Source organism: Halomonas sp. HMF6819 (genome assembly GCF_044335525.1).
GTDB lineage: Bacteria > Pseudomonadota > Gammaproteobacteria > Pseudomonadales > Halomonadaceae > Vreelandella.
In genome coordinates, this window is sequence record NZ_JBIQVY010000005.1 from 233,653 (window position 1) to 251,111 (window position 17,459).

17 protein-coding genes and 1 riboswitch are annotated in these 17,459 nt (G+C 64.4%); of the genes, 7 read left to right on the forward strand and 10 right to left on the reverse strand.

What is annotated here, in order from left to right:
• Window positions 1-6: 6 nt before the first annotated feature.
• The 7 genes from ACGLWX_RS15365 to cobT all read right to left on the reverse strand — a co-directional run bounded on the left by ACGLWX_RS15365 (window position 7) and on the right by cobT (window position 6,639).
• Window positions 7-1,812, reverse strand: a complete 1,806-nt coding sequence (locus ACGLWX_RS15365) for a TonB-dependent receptor domain-containing protein (RefSeq protein WP_396240999.1) — start codon at window positions 1,810-1,812, stop codon at window positions 7-9.
• Between the two features lie 152 nt (window positions 1,813-1,964).
• Window positions 1,965-2,173, reverse strand: a riboswitch (cobalamin riboswitch).
• Window positions 2,174-2,193: 20 nt separating this feature from the next.
• A complete protein-coding gene (locus ACGLWX_RS15370; RefSeq protein WP_396241001.1) occupies window positions 2,194-2,661 on the reverse strand; it encodes a bifunctional adenosylcobinamide kinase/adenosylcobinamide-phosphate guanylyltransferase in 468 nt (155 codons plus the stop codon).
• Window positions 2,613-3,257 (reverse strand): histidine phosphatase family protein, encoded by a 645-nt coding sequence (locus ACGLWX_RS15375; RefSeq protein WP_396241003.1) that lies wholly within the window; start codon window positions 3,255-3,257, stop codon window positions 2,613-2,615. The genes ACGLWX_RS15370 and ACGLWX_RS15375 overlap by 49 nt, the downstream gene beginning before the upstream one ends.
• A complete protein-coding gene (locus ACGLWX_RS15380) occupies window positions 3,209-3,970 on the reverse strand; it encodes an adenosylcobinamide-GDP ribazoletransferase (RefSeq protein WP_396241005.1) in 762 nt (253 codons plus the stop codon). Before ACGLWX_RS15380 ends, ACGLWX_RS15375 begins: the two co-directional genes overlap by 49 nt.
• Window positions 3,967-4,554, reverse strand: coding sequence for a bifunctional adenosylcobinamide kinase/adenosylcobinamide-phosphate guanylyltransferase (locus ACGLWX_RS15385; protein ID WP_396241007.1), 588 nt, complete (start codon window positions 4,552-4,554; stop codon window positions 3,967-3,969). Before ACGLWX_RS15385 ends, ACGLWX_RS15380 begins: the two co-directional genes overlap by 4 nt.
• A gap of 82 nt (window positions 4,555-4,636) precedes the next feature.
• Window positions 4,637-5,599 carry an adenosylcobinamide-phosphate synthase CbiB gene (gene cbiB, locus ACGLWX_RS15390; protein WP_396241009.1) on the reverse strand — a complete coding sequence of 321 codons (963 nt, stop codon included), beginning with the start codon at window positions 5,597-5,599 and terminating at the stop codon, window positions 4,637-4,639.
• A gap of 5 nt (window positions 5,600-5,604) precedes the next feature.
• Window positions 5,605-6,639, reverse strand: coding sequence for a nicotinate-nucleotide--dimethylbenzimidazole phosphoribosyltransferase (gene cobT / locus ACGLWX_RS15395; RefSeq protein ID WP_396241011.1), 1,035 nt, complete (start codon window positions 6,637-6,639; stop codon window positions 5,605-5,607).
• Between the two features lie 17 nt (window positions 6,640-6,656).
• On the opposite strand from cobT, the gene ACGLWX_RS15400 reads away from it, so the two are divergent.
• From ACGLWX_RS15400 to ACGLWX_RS15415, 4 genes are all read left to right on the forward strand, one after another.
• Entirely contained in the window at window positions 6,657-6,962 is a 306-nt protein-coding gene (locus ACGLWX_RS15400; RefSeq protein ID WP_396241013.1) for a hypothetical protein, read from the forward strand.
• A gap of 106 nt (window positions 6,963-7,068) precedes the next feature.
• The gene (gene edd, locus ACGLWX_RS15405) at window positions 7,069-8,958 is read left to right on the forward strand and encodes a phosphogluconate dehydratase (protein ID WP_396241015.1); all 1,890 of its coding nucleotides are present in this window, start codon (window positions 7,069-7,071) and stop codon (window positions 8,956-8,958) included.
• Window positions 8,958-9,923, forward strand: coding sequence for a glucokinase (glk, locus tag ACGLWX_RS15410; protein ID WP_396241017.1), 966 nt, complete (start codon window positions 8,958-8,960; stop codon window positions 9,921-9,923). Before edd ends, glk begins: the two co-directional genes overlap by 1 nt.
• A gap of 76 nt (window positions 9,924-9,999) precedes the next feature.
• Window positions 10,000-10,953, forward strand: coding sequence for a carbohydrate kinase (locus ACGLWX_RS15415; RefSeq protein WP_396241019.1), 954 nt, complete (start codon window positions 10,000-10,002; stop codon window positions 10,951-10,953).
• Between the two features lie 104 nt (window positions 10,954-11,057).
• Here the strand turns inward: ACGLWX_RS15415 and ACGLWX_RS15420 are convergent, their stop codons facing one another.
• Genes ACGLWX_RS15420 through zwf form a run of 3 tightly spaced genes read right to left on the reverse strand, consistent with a single transcriptional unit; the run spans window position 11,058 to window position 13,921 of the window.
• On the reverse strand, window positions 11,058-11,720 hold the full coding sequence (locus tag ACGLWX_RS15420; protein WP_396241021.1) for a bifunctional 4-hydroxy-2-oxoglutarate aldolase/2-dehydro-3-deoxy-phosphogluconate aldolase: 663 nt from the start codon (window positions 11,718-11,720) through the stop codon (window positions 11,058-11,060).
• 40 nt (window positions 11,721-11,760) lie between these two features.
• Window positions 11,761-12,426, reverse strand: a complete 666-nt coding sequence (pgl, locus tag ACGLWX_RS15425) for a 6-phosphogluconolactonase (protein WP_396241023.1) — start codon at window positions 12,424-12,426, stop codon at window positions 11,761-11,763.
• A 1-nt stretch (window position 12,427) separates the two neighbouring features.
• Window positions 12,428-13,921, reverse strand: coding sequence for a glucose-6-phosphate dehydrogenase (gene zwf / locus ACGLWX_RS15430; protein ID WP_396241025.1), 1,494 nt, complete (start codon window positions 13,919-13,921; stop codon window positions 12,428-12,430).
• Window positions 13,922-14,148: 227 nt separating this feature from the next.
• On the opposite strand from zwf, the gene ACGLWX_RS15435 reads away from it, so the two are divergent.
• The 3 genes from ACGLWX_RS15435 to ACGLWX_RS15445 all read left to right on the forward strand — a co-directional run.
• Window positions 14,149-15,639 carry a TrkH family potassium uptake protein gene (locus ACGLWX_RS15435; protein ID WP_396241027.1) on the forward strand — a complete coding sequence of 497 codons (1,491 nt, stop codon included), beginning with the start codon at window positions 14,149-14,151 and terminating at the stop codon, window positions 15,637-15,639.
• A gap of 18 nt (window positions 15,640-15,657) precedes the next feature.
• Complete coding sequence (locus ACGLWX_RS15440; protein WP_396241029.1) at window positions 15,658-16,743, forward strand: ATP-binding protein; 1,086 nt, start codon at window positions 15,658-15,660, stop codon at window positions 16,741-16,743.
• Window positions 16,736-17,459: response regulator (locus ACGLWX_RS15445; RefSeq protein WP_396241031.1), on the forward strand; the 724-nt coding region annotated here is incomplete at its 3' end. The genes ACGLWX_RS15440 and ACGLWX_RS15445, both read left to right, overlap by 8 nt.

Consider the following 17,459-nt stretch of genomic DNA (forward strand, 5'->3'; position numbering starts at 1 on the left):
AGCCATTTACTGACCAAAGTTGACGCTCAAAAACGCCGCGCGGCCGGCGTTGATGTAGTCGGCACCATCAAACGAGCGCGTGGTGACGTAGTCCTGGTCCAGCGCGTTCTCCAGCGTCACCCGCGCGGTCCACATGGGCGCGAACTGCCAGCCGGCGCGCAGGTTGACCAGCCCGTAGCCGGCCAGGCGATCCTCGTTGGCCGCATCGCGGTAGCGGTGATTCTGGGCGATCCAGGAGCCGCCGACCGAGTACTCGCCGAGCTCCCGGTCCACGTCCAGACGCAGGCTTTGGGTGGCGCGGTTGGTAAGCCGGTTACCGGTGGCGCGGTTTTCAGGGTCGGTGTAGGTGAGCGCGGCGGCAACCGTCCAGCCGCCCTGCTCCACGCCGCCGGAAAGCTCGGCGCCGCGAATGCGCGAGGTAGGCACGTTGAACTGCTCGCCCTGGCCGGCGATCAGGTTGTCGATGTCGGTCTGGTAGAGCGCAGCGTCCCAGAAGAGGGTCGCGTACTGCCCGCGCGCGCCGATTTCAAAGGTCTCGGATGTCTCGGAGTCGAGGTCCGGGTTGCCGAAATTCGGGTAGTAAAGCTGGTTATAGGTCGGCGCGTTGAAGGCGGTGCCAAAACTTGCCCGCAGGGTGTGGTGGGCATCGAGATCGAAACCGAGTGCCACACTTCCGGTCACCTCATCGCCGTAGCTTTCGTTGTGATCGAAGCGGGCGCTGGTTTGCAGCGTAAAGGGCGCGAAGTCGAACAGCGCCTGGGTGAAGGCGGCGGTATTGTCGCGGCTCGTCTCATCGTAATCGATGGTGCTGTCGATCCGGTCTTCGCTCTGCTCGACGCCCGCGATGAATTCGTGCATGCCGACGCTGAAGGTGTTCTGCCAGCGCGCGGTGCGAATGTTCGTGTCGAAGGTGGAGTCGCCGAACTCGTCGACGTTGTCGCTCTCGTCGCGAGCCTCGGAAAGCGTCAAGCGCGAGCGCCAGCCCTCGACCACCGGGGTATCGACGTAAACACCGGCGACCTGCTGGACGAAGTCGTTCTCGCCGCCGTCGTACTCGTTATTGCCGCGCGCACGCAGCGCCAGCGCGCCGGCCTCGACCCCGCTATCAAAGACGTGGGACACGCGGGCGAGTGCGGTGGTGTTGTCATAGCCCTTGTCGTCGCCGCCTCGGCGCACCGGCTCGCCGTCGGTGTTGAAGTGGCTGGCCGCGAAGCTGTAGCGAGTGCCGCCCTCGACCCCGCTGAGCCCCGCGCTTGCTCGCGCCGTACCGAAGGAGCCGCCGCCGAACGAAAGTCTCGGCTGCGGGCCGTTTGCCTCGTCGGGCTCGTGGGTGAAAAGCTGCACCACACCGCCGATGGCGTCCGCCCCAAACAGGCTACCGCGCGGCCCGCGCACGATTTCAGCGCGCTCGAACAGGCGCGGGTCGAGGCTCCCCCAAGCCGCACCGCCGCTGGTGGCCGAGCGCAGGCGAATGCCGTCGATCAGGAGCACGTTTTGCGCGCTGCCGGTGCCGCGAAGATACAAGCTCGCATTCTTGCCGAAGCTTCCGTTGCTGGAAACGTCCACGCCCGGCTGGCCGCGCAAAAGATCCGTGACGCTCGTTGGATCCTGGCGGCGAAAGGCGGCTTCATCGAGCACGGTGACCGAGGAGAGGCTTTGATTGGCAGTGCGCGGGGCCAGCGTGGCGGTGACCACCACCGGGTCGAGATCGGAGGCTATTGGGGTCGTCGCCGCTGTGGTCTGGGCGTGAACCGCCAGCGGCAGCGTGGCGAGCGCGAAAGCGCCAAGCCGCGGGAAGAGCGCGTAAGGCATGAGAAGTCCCTTGCTGGCCGTGCTCACCCGCACAGCCGGTTTTTATGGCCAGTTGCGGTGACGTCAAGGGAAAATAGCGGAAACGCACGTCCGTATCGGCCCTGAGCACGCCCTCCGCGTCTCGGCAGTAAAGGCGCTGAAACATCGTTTTCAGTCGCCTTGCGCTTTCGGGCCGGTCTCCGGGCTGACGAGCGAAAGACGCGCAAAGCATCTTTAAAACGGCGGCCTTCCCATATCGCGCGCGACACAGTGGCGTAATGGCCGTTCTTGACTCGATTACCGTTGCGGGGGCAGCGCTGGAATGGACACCAGCTTCCCGTTTAACCGACGCAAGGCCGGCACCCAAAAGTGAGCGTAAACTAGCAAGCCGTTAGGGCCAGGTCAATCGCACTCGACCAGGCTCGACGGGGCGCTTGCGGGCGCGCCAAGGCGCTGCACCAGGCCGTGGCGCACGTACCAGACCCGCTCGGCATGCTGTGCGGCGTCCTGGCTGAACCAGCCGTTGAGATCGCGCAGGCGGCGCTCTTCGCGCGCCATGGGCACCAGGCCGCGGCCGACCTCGCTCATGATCAGCACGATCGTGGCGTTGCACGCCCTGGCGGCGCGGCAAAGTGCGGCCAGATCCTCGCGCCACTGGGCGCGCAAACGGTCGCTGTCGGTTTCACGGGCGCCGTCGCGGGCCACCCAGTCGAGCACGCCGTTAATTACCAGCGGCGTATCGGGAATCAAAATCGAGTGGCAGTCGGCCAGCCGCTGGCCCGGGGCGAGCGTCCACCAGGCCGCGTTTTGAAAGCGCGTTTTTACGGCGTCGCGCTTGCCTGCGCGGGCACCGCCGATGAAAAGCTGCATTGCCACTCTCCTTCTCTAGCGCGATGGGTCAGGTTCAGGCGCCGGCCGGTGGCCTGGGTCACCGTGGCCTCCCAGAAATCCACGGTTTCAAAACGCCGTCTCAGTTCGCGAATCACGCCGCCATGGGTGACGGCCAGCACGCGCCGGTGGCCAAGGGCCCGGGCGTTGTCGGCAAGCGTCGAAAGCCAGCCGTCCAGGCGCGCGCGCAGATCCCCGGCAGATTCGCCGCCGGGGATTTTAAGCTCTCCGACGCTATCAATCCATGCCCGGTAGCCCGGATCCTCCTTGAGTTCGTCGTAGACCTTGCCTTCATACTCGCCGAAATCGAGCTCGCGAAGCCTGGGCTCCAGGTAAACACTCGCCGGCGTAGCGCCGGGCTTTGCCCACTCGAGCGTTTGGCGGCAGCGGGTCAAGTCGCTTGCGTAGATTGCATCGAAATGCTCACCCTTTAACGCCTCCTTGAGCGCGTTGAGCCCCGGCTCGGCGTCGGGAAACAAAAGCTCGATATCGCGCTGGCCCTGGTAGCGCCGCTCGAGATTCCAGGACGTTATACCGTGGCGAACCACCACCAGCTCCACATCAAGATCACTAGCCAAAGCTCGACTCCTTCTATTAACGCCCCAATCATGTCGCCGTTGATGCCCTTGAAGGCGCGAAGCACCCCGGCGCGAAACAGCGCGGTGAACAAAAGCGCCCCGGCAAGCCAGGCAAGCAAGGGCAGGTAAAAAAACGCCACGCACAGAAGCGGCACCAGCGAAAGCGCCACGTCACGCGGGGTCAGCGAGCGTTTGAACGCGTAGGCAAGCCCGCTTGATTGGGCGCAGGGGCTCAGTACCAGCAGGGCGGCGCCGGCGAAACGGGCAAGCGCAGGCACGATCAACAGCCACAGCGCGGGCGCGCCAACGTCGACCAGCGCCCAGAGCAGCACCGCCTTCCAGGCGAGCAGGAAAAATAGCGCCAGTATCCCGAAGCTGCCCACCTGGGGGTCCTTCATGATCTCAAAACGCCGCTCGAGCGGCTGGTTGCTTCCGAGGGCATCGGCCAGGTCCATCGCGCCGTCCAGGTGCAGGCCGCCGCCGAGCGCCACCCACAGGCTCAACAGCGCAAGTGCAGCAATCGGTGCGGGCATCGCGAGCGCGTCGAGCGACAGCGCGGCAAGCCACAGCAGCGCGCCGATGAACAGCCCGACCACCGGATAGGCGCGCAGCGCCCAGCGCCGGGTGGCGGCGTTCCAGGGGCACTCGATAGGTAGCGGCACGCGGGTCAAGAACTGAAAGGCCAGCAAGGTGCCGAACAGAGCGTTTTTCACGGTGAGGACTCTTCGCTGTTTCGGGACGGGGTATCGGCGTCAGGCAGGTCGAGATCAACCTTCCACTCGACGGCGCACCCGGCGACCACTTCGACCACCGAGTCCGCCTCTTGGGCCAACAGCCGGTGCAGGCGCTGCAAAAACGTGACGAAGCGCCAGACCCCGGGGTCCGACGGCAGCGGCGCTTCATTAAGATCGTTGGAGACGATGACCAGGTGCAGGCCTCGATCGCGGGCATCACCGAGCAGCTTTTTTAGGCAGCGCAACCCCTCCCGTTCGGCCTCGGCCGGCTCGAACGCCTGGCCAAACAGTAGCTGGCTCGCCCAGAGGGTGAGGCAGTCGACCAGCACGGCCTGGCCGTCGGGTACAGAAGCGACCGCTTCGTCCGGGTAGAGCGGCGCCTCCAGCGTTATCCAGCGGCCGTCACGGCGGGCCCGGTGGCGCGCGGCGCGCGCGCTCATCTCGGCATCAATCGAACGAGCGGTGGCCACGTAATAGCAGCGCTCGCGCGCTTTTGCCAGCGTCAGCGCTTCGGCCAGTTGAGACTTTCCCGAGCGTGCGCCGCCGCTGACGAACACGATCATCGAACGCTCGAACGAGAAGATGAGGTGACATTACACGGCGCGAGCCTTTTGCCCGCGCCGCCTGTCGACTTTTTTAGGCTTATCACACCGCCTCTCCTGCCGTGCCAAGCGCGATCATCATGAGTAGAAAAAGCCCCCAGGCTGCGTGCATCAGGCCAATGGTGATATCGATATGGCGCGCCTCGAGCGCGACGCGCCCCGGCCCCAGCGTTGCGCGGTGCGAAAGCTCGCCACCATAGATGTTCACGCCGCCGAGTTTTACGCCCAAAAGCCAAGCCACCATCGCCTCCGGCCAGCCGGCGTTGGGACTGGGGTGGCGCGGCGCTTGGCGCCGGGTATGGGTAAAGGCACCGGCCACCGCCAGCGGCTCGCGCCCCAGGGCATTCCAAAGCGCCCCCGCCGCCCAAAGACACACGGCAGTGAGCCGCGCCGGCAGCCAGTTGGCGATGTCGTCGAGTTTTGCCGAGGCGTAGCCAAAATCCGCGAAGTGGGCATTTTTGTAGCCCACCATCGAGTCCAGCGTGTTCACCGCCTTGTAAGCCAGCGCCAGCGGCGCGCCGCCGATCAGCGCGAAAAACAGCGGCGAGGTAATGCCATCGACGGTGTTCTCCGCCACGGTTTCGACCGCGCCGCGGGCGATCTCGGGCTCGTTTAGCGTGGCAGTATCGCGCCCGACCACCCGCGACAGCGCCTCTCGCGCCGTCTCGAGATCCCCCTTAACAAGCGGTGCGGCGATGGCTCTGCCCGCGTCCGCCAGCCCCTTGATGGCTAGCGTGGTGGCCAGTAGCCAAAGCTCGGCCGCGATATTCAACCAAGGATGCACCATGCTCAGCCAATTGAGAAGAAGCGTTGCGAGCCAAAACGTACCGGCAACCACCAGAAGCGTCAAAAGCGCGCCTTTGAGCCGCCGCGCGCGCCGCCCGCCGCGGTTGAGCCGCCCCTCCACCGATGTGATCACTCGGCCCATGCCGACCACCGGGTGCGGCAGCCAGCGCGGGTCGCCCACGATCAGGTCGATCGCCACCGCCAGCAGTATGAGCGTCACGCCCACTAGCGTGTCACCCCGGCATTCTCGAAGGTGGCCATCTCGGTGATCATCGCGCAGGCGGCTTTCAACAGCGGGAAAGCAAGCGCGGCGCCGCTGCCCTCGCCCAGACGCATGTCGAGTTCGAGCAGCGGGGTCGCGGCGAGCGCCTCGAGCGCCACGGCGTGGCCGGGCTCGGCGGAGCGGTGGCTGAAAATCAGAACCTCGCGCACCGGCGGGCAGAGCCGCACCGCCGCCAGCGCCGCCACTGAAGCAATGAAGCCGTCGACCACTACCGGCAAGCGGCGCTCGGCGCTTGCCAGCATCGCCCCGGCCATGGCGGCAAGCTCGAACCCACCAACGGCGGCAAGCACCGCCAACGGCTCGCTCCCCGGCACGCGCGCTGCAAGGGCTTTTTCGATCACGTCGATTTTATGTGCCAGACGCTGCTCGACAACGCCGGTCCCGGCGCCCACCAGCGGGCCGACGGGCCGGTTCAACAATGCTGCCAGCACGGCGCTGCTGGCGGTGGTGTTGGCGATGCCCATTTCGCCTAAAATCAGGCTCTTGCAGCCGGCATTAGCGGCCCGCTCGACGGCGTCGATACCCACCTGCAGGGCCTGATCGAGCTCGGCGGCGCTCATTGCGTTTTCACGGGCGAAGTTGCGCGTCCCGCGGCGCACTTTAGCGTCCACCACGCCCTCGGCGCGGACATCGCTCGCCACGCCTACGTCGACCACCTCGACGCGCGCCTCGATCTGGCGGGCGAACACGTTGATCGCCGCCCCACCCTTGGCGAAGTTGGCGACCATCTGTGCGGTCACTTCCTGGGGAAAGGCGGAAACGCCCTCCTCGGCCACGCCGTGGTCGGCAGCGAAGACGACGATGCCGGGCGTGTCGACGTTTGGCGTGAGCGTGCCGGTGATATGACAAAGCGACACCGCCAGGTCTTCTAACCGGCCAAGGCTTCCCGGCGGCTTGGTCAATGTGTCGAGATAGGCTCGCGCGCGCGTTTGAAAGGCGGTATCGAAAGGCGTGATACGCGAAAAGTCGCGGGGCATGTCAGGCTCCGAAAGCAGTGAATAAAACGAGCGCGTGGATAAGACCAACAGGCAATCGGCAAGCCAGCGGCCGCCGCTGGGCCATGGTAACAAAGCCCGGCGGCGCTGGCGCCTGTTCCAGATGTGACCATTGGGCTTTGGGTTCCGATCTGCCCTTCACCTTCGCCGCCCTTTTGGGCATGCTGAACCTTTCGAGCATGCTGATGAAAAACGCCATCGTGCTAGCCGACAGCCGGATCGGCGAGCGCAAGGTACGCTTCATCACTCTTTGCATCCGGCGCGGCGGGCGATTCAGTAGGAAAGTTACCAAAATTGCGCCTTAAATCTGCGCTAAAAGGTTTAATGCCGCTCGATAGCGGCTTAAACTGGCCGCAAAGTATGTAAAATAACTACATAGCATGCCCTGACTAACGCCTAGCCGAGGTTTCCATGACGTCCACCGCATCTGCCCCGTTAAACGACACCGTCGCCAAGGTGACACAGCGCATTCGCGAGCGCTCTCGCGAGCGCCGGGCGCTTTATGAAAAGCGCATGGCTGATCAGCACCAGCGGGGCGTGCACCGCGCCGAGCTCTCCTGCGGCAACCTGGCCCACGGCTTCGCCGCCTGCAGCCCGCAGGAGAAGGATTCGCTGAAGCTGATGAACAGCGCCAACCTGGGGATCATTTCGGCCTACAACGATATGCTCTCGGCGCACCAGCCTTTCGAGACCTTTCCCGCGACCATTCGCGAGGCGGCGGGTGCGATGGGCTCGACCGCCCAGTTCGCCGGCGGCGTGCCGGCGATGTGCGACGGCGTCACTCAGGGCCAGCCGGGCATGGAGCTTTCGCTGTTCTCGCGCGACGTGATCGCCATGGCCACCGCCGTAGGGCTTTCGCACAACATGTTCGACGCCGCGCTGTATCTCGGCGTATGCGACAAGATCGTGCCGGGGCTATTCATCGGTGCGGCGCGCTTTGGCCACCTGCCGGCGATGTTCGTGCCGGCCGGCCCCATGCCGTCCGGGCTGCCCAACAAGGAAAAAGCGCGGGTGCGCCAGCTCTTCGCCGAGGGCAAGGTGGGCCGCGCGGAGCTTTTGGAGGCGGAGTCCGAGTCCTATCACAGCCCGGGTACCTGTACTTTTTACGGCACCGCCAACTCCAACCAGCTGATGATGGAGGTGATGGGCCTGCACCTGCCGGGCACCTCGTTCGTCAACCCGGGCACCGAGATGCGCGAGGCGCTGACCCGCTTCGCCACCGAGCAGGCGATTCGCAACACCGAGCCCGGCGGCAACTACCGCCCGTTCTACAAGCAGATCGACGAGCGCGCCATCGTCAATGCCGTGGTCGGGCTGCTGGCTTCCGGCGGCTCCACCAACCACACCATGCACCTGATCGCCATGGCCGCCGCCGCCGGCATCACGCTGACCTGGGACGACTTCACCGAGCTTTCCGCCGTCACGCCGAGCCTGATGCAGGTCTACCCCAACGGCCAGGCGGATATTAACCACTTCCAGGCCGCCGGTGGCATGAGCTATCTGTTCCGCGAACTGCTTGGTGCGGGCCTTATTCACGGCGATATTCCCACCGTGTTCGGCACCGAGCTGACCGCCTACACCCAGGAGCCCTTCCTGGAGGGTGGCAAGCTCGTTTGGCGCGAAGGGGTCGAGGCGAGCCTGGACGAGGACGTACTGCGTCCGGTGGCCACGCCTTTTGCACCGACCGGGGGCTTGACCGTGCTCGACGGCAACCTGGGCCGCGGGGTGATCAAGATTTCCGCCGTCACCGAGGAGCACCGCGTGCTCGAGGCGCCGGTGCGCATTTTCGACGACCAGAACCAGATGAAAGGCGCATTCGAAGCCGGCGAGCTCGACCGCGACGTGGTCGTGGTCGTGCGCTTCCAGGGCCCGAAAGCCAACGGCATGCCGGAGCTTCACAAGCTCACCCCGTATCTGGGCGTGCTGCAGGATCGCGGCTTCAAGGTGGCACTCGTCACCGACGGGCGCATGTCCGGCGCCTCGGGCAAGGTTCCGGCGGCGATTCATATTAGCCCGGAGGCGCTCGACGGCGGCCCGATGGCCAAACTGCGCGACGGCGACGTGGTCTTTTTGGATGCCAACACCGGCGTGCTCGAAGCCAAAGTAGACCCGGCGGAGTGGGCCAAACGCGGCCTCGCGCACGCTAACCTGGACGAGTACCACGTCGGCATGGGCCGCGAGCTCTTCGGTGGCTTTCGCCATCTGGCGATGCGCGGCGAGGAAGGCGCCGGCGTGTTCGGCGGTTTTGAGGCCGACGATCTGGCCCGCCAGCAGAGCCAGATTAGCGAGGAGGACGCCTGATGCGACCGGCGCTGATCGGCGATATCGGCGGCACCAACGCCCGCTTCGCCTTGGTCATCCCCGGCGACACGGCGCCCTATGACATGCTGAATCTGCCCTGCGCCGACTACGCTGAGCCCATCGACGCCATTCGGGATTATCTCGAGCGGGTGGGCGCCATCGACGAGATGGCCCCTACCGAGGCGTGTCTTGCCTTCGCCTGCCCGGTCCACGCCGAGCACGTAAAAATGACCAACAACCACTGGGCGTTCGACAAGCGCGATGTTCAGGAGGCGCTGGGGCTTTCGCTTTTCAAGGTGATCAACGACTTCACCGCCCAGGCGCTTGGCGTGCCCCATGTCGACGAGACGCACCTGTTCGAGGTCCAGGCTGGCCACGCGCAGCCTCACTCGGCGCGGCTGATCATCGGCCCAGGAACCGGGCTTGGCGTGGCCGGCGTTTTTCCCGGCCGCCACGCTTGGATTCCGCTGCCCACCGAAGGTGGCCACGTAAGCTTCGCGCCAATGGATGAGCAGGAGCTTGCGCTTTTACGCTTTTTTCAAAAGCGCTACGGCCGCGTTAGCGTTGAGCGTGTGCTGTGCGGTCAAGGGCTTTTCGAGCTCTATCTTGGCTACTGTGAGCTCGACGGCGCCGCGCCGCGCTTCGAAACCCCGGCAGAGATCAGCCAGGGCGCCGACGACGGCGATACGCTGGCGCGCACCGCGCTGCTGCGTTTTTTGAAGATACTGGGCAACGTTTGCGGCGACGCCACGTTGACCATGGGGGCACGCGGCGGCGTCTATTTGTGCGGCGGCATCCTGCCCCGGCTGCTCGACTGGCTGCCGCACAGTGAGCTCAAAAGCGCCTTCAACGATAAGGGCCGCATGCAAGCCTACAACGCCGACATTCCCATTCAGGTGGTCACCCACCCCTGGACGGGGCTGCTGGGCGCCGCCGAAGCACTGCATAACGAAGAGGTTACCTAGCCCCTTCTGTTGGGCATGAACAAGCGCCCGGATGTAAATAAAACAATGAGCGCAAAGCGCGTAAAAGGAGGTGTGCATGACGCCAGTCGTTACTTTTGGCGAGGCTCTGGTCGATATGCTTTCAAGCCGATTAGGTGATGAAGCAGGCCCGGAAACGTTCACCCCCTATGCCGGTGGCGCGCCGGCCAACGTGGCGGTGGCCTGCGCCCGTTTGGGCGTGCCCAGCCGGTTTCTCGGCATGGTTGGCGACGATAGTTTTGGACGTTTCATCACCGCTGAGCTCGCCCACCACGGCGTGGATACCCAGGCAATCGTCACTACACGCGAGGCGCGTACGGCGCTGGCGTTCGTCTCGCGGGACATCGACGGCGAACGTACCTTCGACTTCTACCGCCCGCCGGCGGCGGACCTACTGTACCGCGAAGAGCACCTTCCCGAGGATACCTTCGCGCGCCCGGTGATCTGGCACGTGTGCAGCAATAGCTTGACCGAGCCCGCCATTTTCGACACTACGCTTGCCCTGACTCGCAGAGCGCGCCGCTCAGGGGCTTTGGTCAGCGTGGACGCCAACTTGCGCCACAACCTGTGGGCCGAGGGCGCGGCCTCGATCGAGCGCGTGATTGAGCTCCTCAATGAGGCCGCACTCATCAAGGTTTCCCGCGAAGAGCTCGACTATTTGCGCTGCGACCAACCCGCGGCCCAGTGGCTCGACGCGCGCCTGGCCGCCGGCGCCAAGGCGGTCCTGATCACCGACGGCCCCCACGAGGTCGTTCTTAAAACCGCTACGCTTGAGCACCGCCTCACCCCGCCGCCGGTCACGGCCGTGGATACCACCGCCGGGGGCGACGCCTTCATGGGCGGCTTTCTGGCGCGGCTTTGCCAGCTCGATGACGCCAGGCGCGCCTTGGAAAACCCTGATGTGCTGATCGACGCCGTCGCACTGGCCTGTCGCTGCGGCGCCTACGCCGTCACCCGCCCCGGTGCCTACGCTGCCCTGCCTACTCGCGGCGATATCCCAGGTTTCAGATAGGCGTTTATTTTTTGAAGGGATCTCTTTAAAGCGCAAAAAGCCCGAGCGGTCGACCCGCTCGGGCTTTGATCACCTGGCGCAAGCGTCCTGGTGGTGAAAGAGCCCTAGTGGTGAAAACGCTCCGCCGCTTCCTGAGCGAGCTTTTTAATCCCCTCCCAATCTTCGGCGTCGACCATGGCCTTCGGCGTGAGCCAGGAGCCGCCGATGCACATGACGTTGGGGAGCGTCAGGTACTCCTCGGCGTTGTCCAGCGTAATACCGCCGGTGGGGCAAAAGCGCGCCTCGGAGAGCGGGCCGCCGATCGCCTTGATCGCCTTGGCGCCGCCGCTCGATTCCGCAGGGAAAAACTTGAAGCGGCGATAGCCGTACTGCCAGCCGGTCATCAGCTCGGAAACGGTGGAAACGCCTGGCAGCATCGGTACCGGGCTCTCCACGCCATAGCGGTAAAGCGCCTCGGTGGTGCCGGGAGTGACAACGAAATCCGCGCCGACCTCTTCGGCCTGGCGGTACTGGGCCGGGGTGAGCACGGTGCCCACGCCGATGCTTGCCCCAACCAGCTCCTTTTTCATACGCTTGATGGCCTCGAGCGCGCAGTCGGTGCGAAGCGTGACTTCCAGTACGTTGATGCCGCCTTCGAGCAGCGCGCGGCCCATGGGCACGGCATCTTCGATACGCTCGATGGTGATTACCGGGATGACCTCGGCCTTAAGGCAGATGCTGTCGAGCTCGGCGGTGCGGCTGGACGGAAGCTGTTTATCGATTGTCATAAAAATCTCCAAACCCTAACGCGGGCGTGCAAAGGGTGTGTCAGGGTGCCCAGTAGATGGCCAGCGGGCAGCTTAAAAAGGCGCGAATGGGAAGCTGGCGAACGTCGTCGCCACCCATGGCGCTGCCGAGTACGGCGCGTTTGTCGTCGCCGGTGATGTGCAGAAAGTGGCGCCGCGCCTGGTGCAGGCGGTCGGCGCTCAGGGTAATGCGCGGCTGAGGCTGGCTGGGCGTGCGTACCGCTACCAGCGCTTCATCGGTGGTCATGGCAAGGCCAAGCTCCGGGCTATCGGGGAAAAGCGAAGCGGTGTGGCCATCGCTGCCCATGCCTAAAATGACCACGCTGGCCGGCCAGGCGAGCGGCTCGAGGCGCCGGGCGACCTCTTCCACGCCCTGCTCCGGCGTTTCGGCCTCACTGGTCAAGGCAATGAAATCGGCGTTTGCCGCCTCCCCCACCAGCAAATGCTCGCGCACGAGCCTCGCGTTGCTGTCCCTGCTTTCGGCGTCGACCCAGCGCTCGTCGGCCAGCGTCACCTGCACCCGCTCCCAGGCAAGCTCTCTTTTAGCGAGCGCGGTAAAAAACGGCACCGGCGTGGAGCCGCCGGAGACGACCAAAAGCGCCTTCTTCTGGCGCTCGAGATCCTCGGCCAACGCCTGGTACACCGCTTCGGCCAGCTGCTCGGCCAGCGCGTTACGTACGTTGCTCATATCAGTAGTCCTCGTACCAGCTGCGCCCGTCCTGGGTGATCATGGCGATCGACGCCACCGGCCCCCAGGAGCCGGCCGGGTAGCGCCGGGGCGGCGTTTCGCGGGTTTTCCAGCCGTCGATGAGCTGGTCGCACCAGCGCCAGGCGAACTCGACCTCGTCGCGGCGCACGAACAGATACTGCTGTCCCTTCATCACTTCCAGCAGCAGCCGCTCGTAGGCGTCGGGAATGCGCGACTTGGGGAAGGCGCTGTTGAAATCGAGATGCAGCGGCCCCGGGCGCAGACGCATGCCTTTGTCCAGGCCGCTGTCCTTGGTCAAGACCTGTAGCGCGATGCCCTCTTCGGGCTGCAGTCGGATGATCAGCTTGTTGGCGGCGATGTCGCGCTGGTCCGGGTCGAAGATGTAGTGCGGCTGCTGGCGAAAGTGGATGACGATCTGCGAGAGTTTCTCGGGCATACGCTTGCCGGTGCGCAGATAGAACGGCACGCCGGCCCAGCGCCAGTTGGAGACCTCGGTTTTCATCGCCACGAAGGTTTCGGTGCGGCTCTCCGTATTGGCGTCTTCCTCTTCGAGATACCCGGGCACGGTTTGGCCGTCGCTGGTGCCGGCGATGTACTGGCCGCGCACCACGTCGCGCCCTAGTGCCTCGCCGGTAAAGGGCTTGAGCGCCTTGAGCACCTTCACCTTTTCATCGCGAATGGCGTCGGCGTCCAGGTTCGACGGCGGGTCCATGGCGATCAGGCACAGTAGCTGAAGCAGATGGTTTTGCACCATGTCTCTGAGCTGGCCGGCGTCGTCGAAATAGCCCCAGCGCCCTTCGATACCCACCTTCTCGGCCACGGTGATCTCCACATGCGAAATGTGGTTCTGGTTCCATTGGGTACCGAACAAGGGGTTGGCGAAGCGCAGCGCGATCAGGTTCTGCACCGTCTCCTTGCCAAGATAGTGATCGATGCGGTAGATCCGCTCTTCCGGGAACACCGCGCCGATGGCGTCGTTGATCTCTTTCGAGGAATCCAGATCGTAGCCGATGGGCTTTTCCACCACCACGCGGGTATCGTCGTCGAGGCTGCCGCTTTGCGACAGGTTGTGGCAGATATCGCCGTAGATACGCGCCGCCACGGAAAGATAGACCACCATCGGGCGCTCGGCCCCCTGGCGCCACTGCTTGATCGCGGCGTAGCCTTCTGCACTTTTGAAATCCAGCTGCAGGTATTCGAGGCGGTTTAAAAAGCGCGTCAGGCTCTGTTCGTCCTGCTCGTCGGCCTTGAGCCGTTTTTCGAGTGCTTGGCGAATTAGCGCGCGAAACTCATCGAGGTCATGCTCCTGGCGCGCGAGCCCCAGAATGCGCGTGGCCTCGGGCATCAGCCCGTCGCGGTCGAGGTGATAAAGGGCAGCGAACAGCTTGCGCGTGGCAAGATCGCCAAGCGCGCCGAAAAGCGCCAGATCGATCGCATGGTTCGGATCGCCTAACGGGGAATGAGGCTGGCTCATCGTGACTCCTTGAATCCTGACACCGCGAACGTTGTTTAATTACCTAAAATTTACTCGATCGCGGCCACAGTACGCAATTAATTGTGTAATTTTACTACTTTTAGCTAACGCTTGCAGGTCGAGCTCGGGAATGGCGAATGCAGACCGACCACTGCCCGCACTTTTTACAGACTTTTTATGTCAACGCGTGCTGTGATAGGCGGGTCTTCCCAGCCAGGCGGTCGAGCATGCCTTTTTCAACCAAACGTGTTGCCTTCGCCCTCAACTCCACTCGCCGTTGGGCGCCGGTGCTCAAGACGCTGGCGGTGCTCTGGATCATTCTGGCGCTGTTCATGCTCGTGCCACTCGGGGTGCTGGCCTGGGAGAACGACCCGGACGTCTGGGCCTTTCTCAAGGCGGTAACGGTCGTGGCCACGCTTGCCGGCGCCTCGCTCGCGGCGACCTACCGCACGCCCATTGAGCTTAAACCTTGGCAGATGTTTGTGCTAACCCCGGCCAGCTGGGTCAGCGTTAGCGGCTTTGCCAGCCTCCCGCTGATTCTGGGCGCGCCGCAATTGAGTATCACTAACGCCGTGTTCGAGTCGGTGTCGGCGATCACCACCACCGGCTCCACGGTCATCGTGGGCATCGAGCATCTCTCTGACGGCCTCAAGCTCTGGCGGGGCTTGATGCAGTGGCTCGGCGGCATTGGCATCATTGTCATGGGCATCGCGATTCTGCCCTTTTTGAAGGTCGGCGGCATGCGCCTTTTCCATACCGAATCTTCCGACTGGTCGGAAAAAGTGATGCCGCGCACCGGCGGTATCGCCAAGGCCACGCTCGTGGTCTATGTGGGGCTGACGGGCGTTGCCATGCTTGGCTACTTCGTTGGCGGCATGGCGCCGCTCGACGCCGTCGTGCACGCCATGACCTCAATCGCCACCGGGGGCTTTGCCAACTCGGATGCCTCCTTCGGCGCCTACGCCGACGCGCCCTGGCTTTTGTGGATGGCGAGCGCCTTCATGCTCTGCGGTGCGCTCCCCTTCGTGCTCTACATTCGCTTTTTGCGCGGCACGCCTGAAGCGCTCTGGCAGGATCAACAGGTGCGCGGGCTCATCAAGCTGCTATTGATCGTCATCGTGTGCCTAAGCGCCTGGCGGGTCGCGCTGGGCGAGCCCTGGTTCGACTCGCTCACTCACGTGGCTTTCAACGTCGTGTCGGTGGTGACTACCACCGGCTACGCCTCGGACGACTACACGCTGTGGGGGGCGCTACCGGTCACTGCGTTTTTCTACCTGACGTTCATGGGCGGGTGCAGCGGCTCGACCAGCGGCGGCATGAAGATGTTTCGGTTTCAGATCGCGCTTTTGATGCTGCGCAACCAGCTGCGCTATTTGATCCACGCTCACGGCGTGTTCGCCACGCGCTACAACGATCAGCCGGTGAGCGACGAGGTGACCCGCGGGGTCATCGCCTTCTCGTTCTTCTTCTTTTTGACCATCGCGGCGCTGGCGCTTTCGCTTTCCACACTCGGGCTCGATTTCGTCACCGCCGTGTCCGGCGCGGCCACGGCGGTGGCCAACGTGGGCCCGGGCCTGGGGGAGGTGATCGGCCCGGCGGGCAACTTCTACACCCTGCCGGACGCGGCCAAGTGGCTTCTGTGCGCAGGCATGCTGATGGGCCGGCTCGAGATACTGACCGTGATCGTACTGCTGACGCCGATGTTCTGGCGCCGCTAATTTTCAAGGAGGCGTTTCTTGATCGCGACCTGGCGTTTACCCACCCTGCATGAGCTTGGCTGCGCGCTGCTTTTTAACGCGCTCGCGCTTTTGGCGTCCTGGGGACTTTACACCTGGCTTGCGCTGGCCAACCTGTCGCTGGTGTTTTTAAGCGCAGTGCTTGCCTGCGCGGTGCTGGCGAGCCGTTTTGCTGCGCTGATCAGCGCGCTTTTAGGCTTTTTGACCTTCAACTTCTTTTTTACCGTACCGACGTTTTCGCTGATCGTCGCCGAGCGCGAGCAGCTTCTTACGCTGTGCTTTTTTCTACTGATCGCGCTGGTGGTGGGCAACGTGGCCAGTGAAAGCCGCCGGCGCTTGAGCGCGCTGAGCGCCGCACGCCTTGCCGAAGAGCAGGAGCGGCTGCGCTCGGCGCTGTTGGCGTCGGTGTCCCACGATTTGCGCACCCCACTCTCTTCCATCATCGGGGCGGCCAGCTCGCTGCGCGCCCTCGACGCCCAGCTAAGCGATAGCGACCGCCGTGCGCTTCTGGATAGCGTGCTGGGTGAAAGCGAGCGGCTGGACCGCTATATCCAGAACCTGCTGGACATGACCCGGCTGGGTCACGGCGAGCTGAAGATAGAGCGCGACTGGATATCGCTGGATGATTTGATCGCCACGGTAAGGCGGCGTTTGGCCGGCGCGCTGCAGGGGCTCACGCTTGAGCTTCGCTTCGCGCCAGGCAACCTGCCGCTTCTGTACGTTCACCCGGCGCTGATCGAACAGGCGCTGGTCAACGTCCTGGAAAACGCCGCCAGGTTTTCGCCGCCGGGTGGCGTTATCGAGATATTGGCCTTCACCGATGATGCCGCAACGTCCCTCACCATTGCCATGACGGACCAGGGCCCAGGGATCGAACCGGAAAGGCGCGAGAAGGTCTTCGATATGTTCTACACCGGGGGCGATCGCAGCCCTCACGGCAGCGGCCTGGGGCTTGCGATCTGCAAGGGCATGGTGGGCGCCCACGGTGGCCAGGTACGCGCCGAGGCGAACCCCGAAGGCCAAGGGACACGCATCGTGATCACGCTGCCGCTTTATAGTCCGACCAGGGAGGCGCGCGATGAGTGACGCCGGACACGTGCTGATCGTCGATGATGAGCGCGGCATTCGCCAGTTTTTGCGCATCAGCCTGCACTCTCAGGGGTTTTGCGTCAGCGAGGCTGCGACGGGGGCGCTTGCCCTCGACGCGGTGCTGGCCGCGCAAAGCGGCACGCGGACGCCGATCGATCTGATACTGCTGGATCTAGGCCTCCCCGATATGGATGGCCAGCAGGTACTGCGCGCCATTCGCCGCCAAAGCGAGGTGCCGGTGATGGTGGTATCGGTGCGCGGCCACGAGGCAGAAAAGGTGCAGGCGCTGGACAGCGGCGCCAACGACTACGTGACCAAGCCCTTCGGTATCGAGGAGCTGTTGGCGCGTATTCGCGCGCTGCTGCGCCGTCCGCTGCCCGGCGCCGGCATTAAGCCCTACCGCTTTGGGGCGCTGTGTATCGACCTTGCCGCCCGGCGCGTCACGCTGGGTGAGCAGGCGGTGCGCCTGACGCCCAAGGAGTTCGCCGTACTGGCGCTGCTGGCCAGCCAGCCCGGGCGCGTGGTGACCCAAACGCACCTTTTGCGCCACGTTTGGGGCGCGGTGCACGAAGACGATACCCACTATCTGCGCATCGTCGTCAGCCGGCTGCGCCAAAAGCTCGGCGACGATCCACAGGCCCCTTTTCTTCTACAGACCGAGCCGGGCATCGGCTATCGGCTGGGCATCGACCCAGGCCCCAGGGAGACGAACG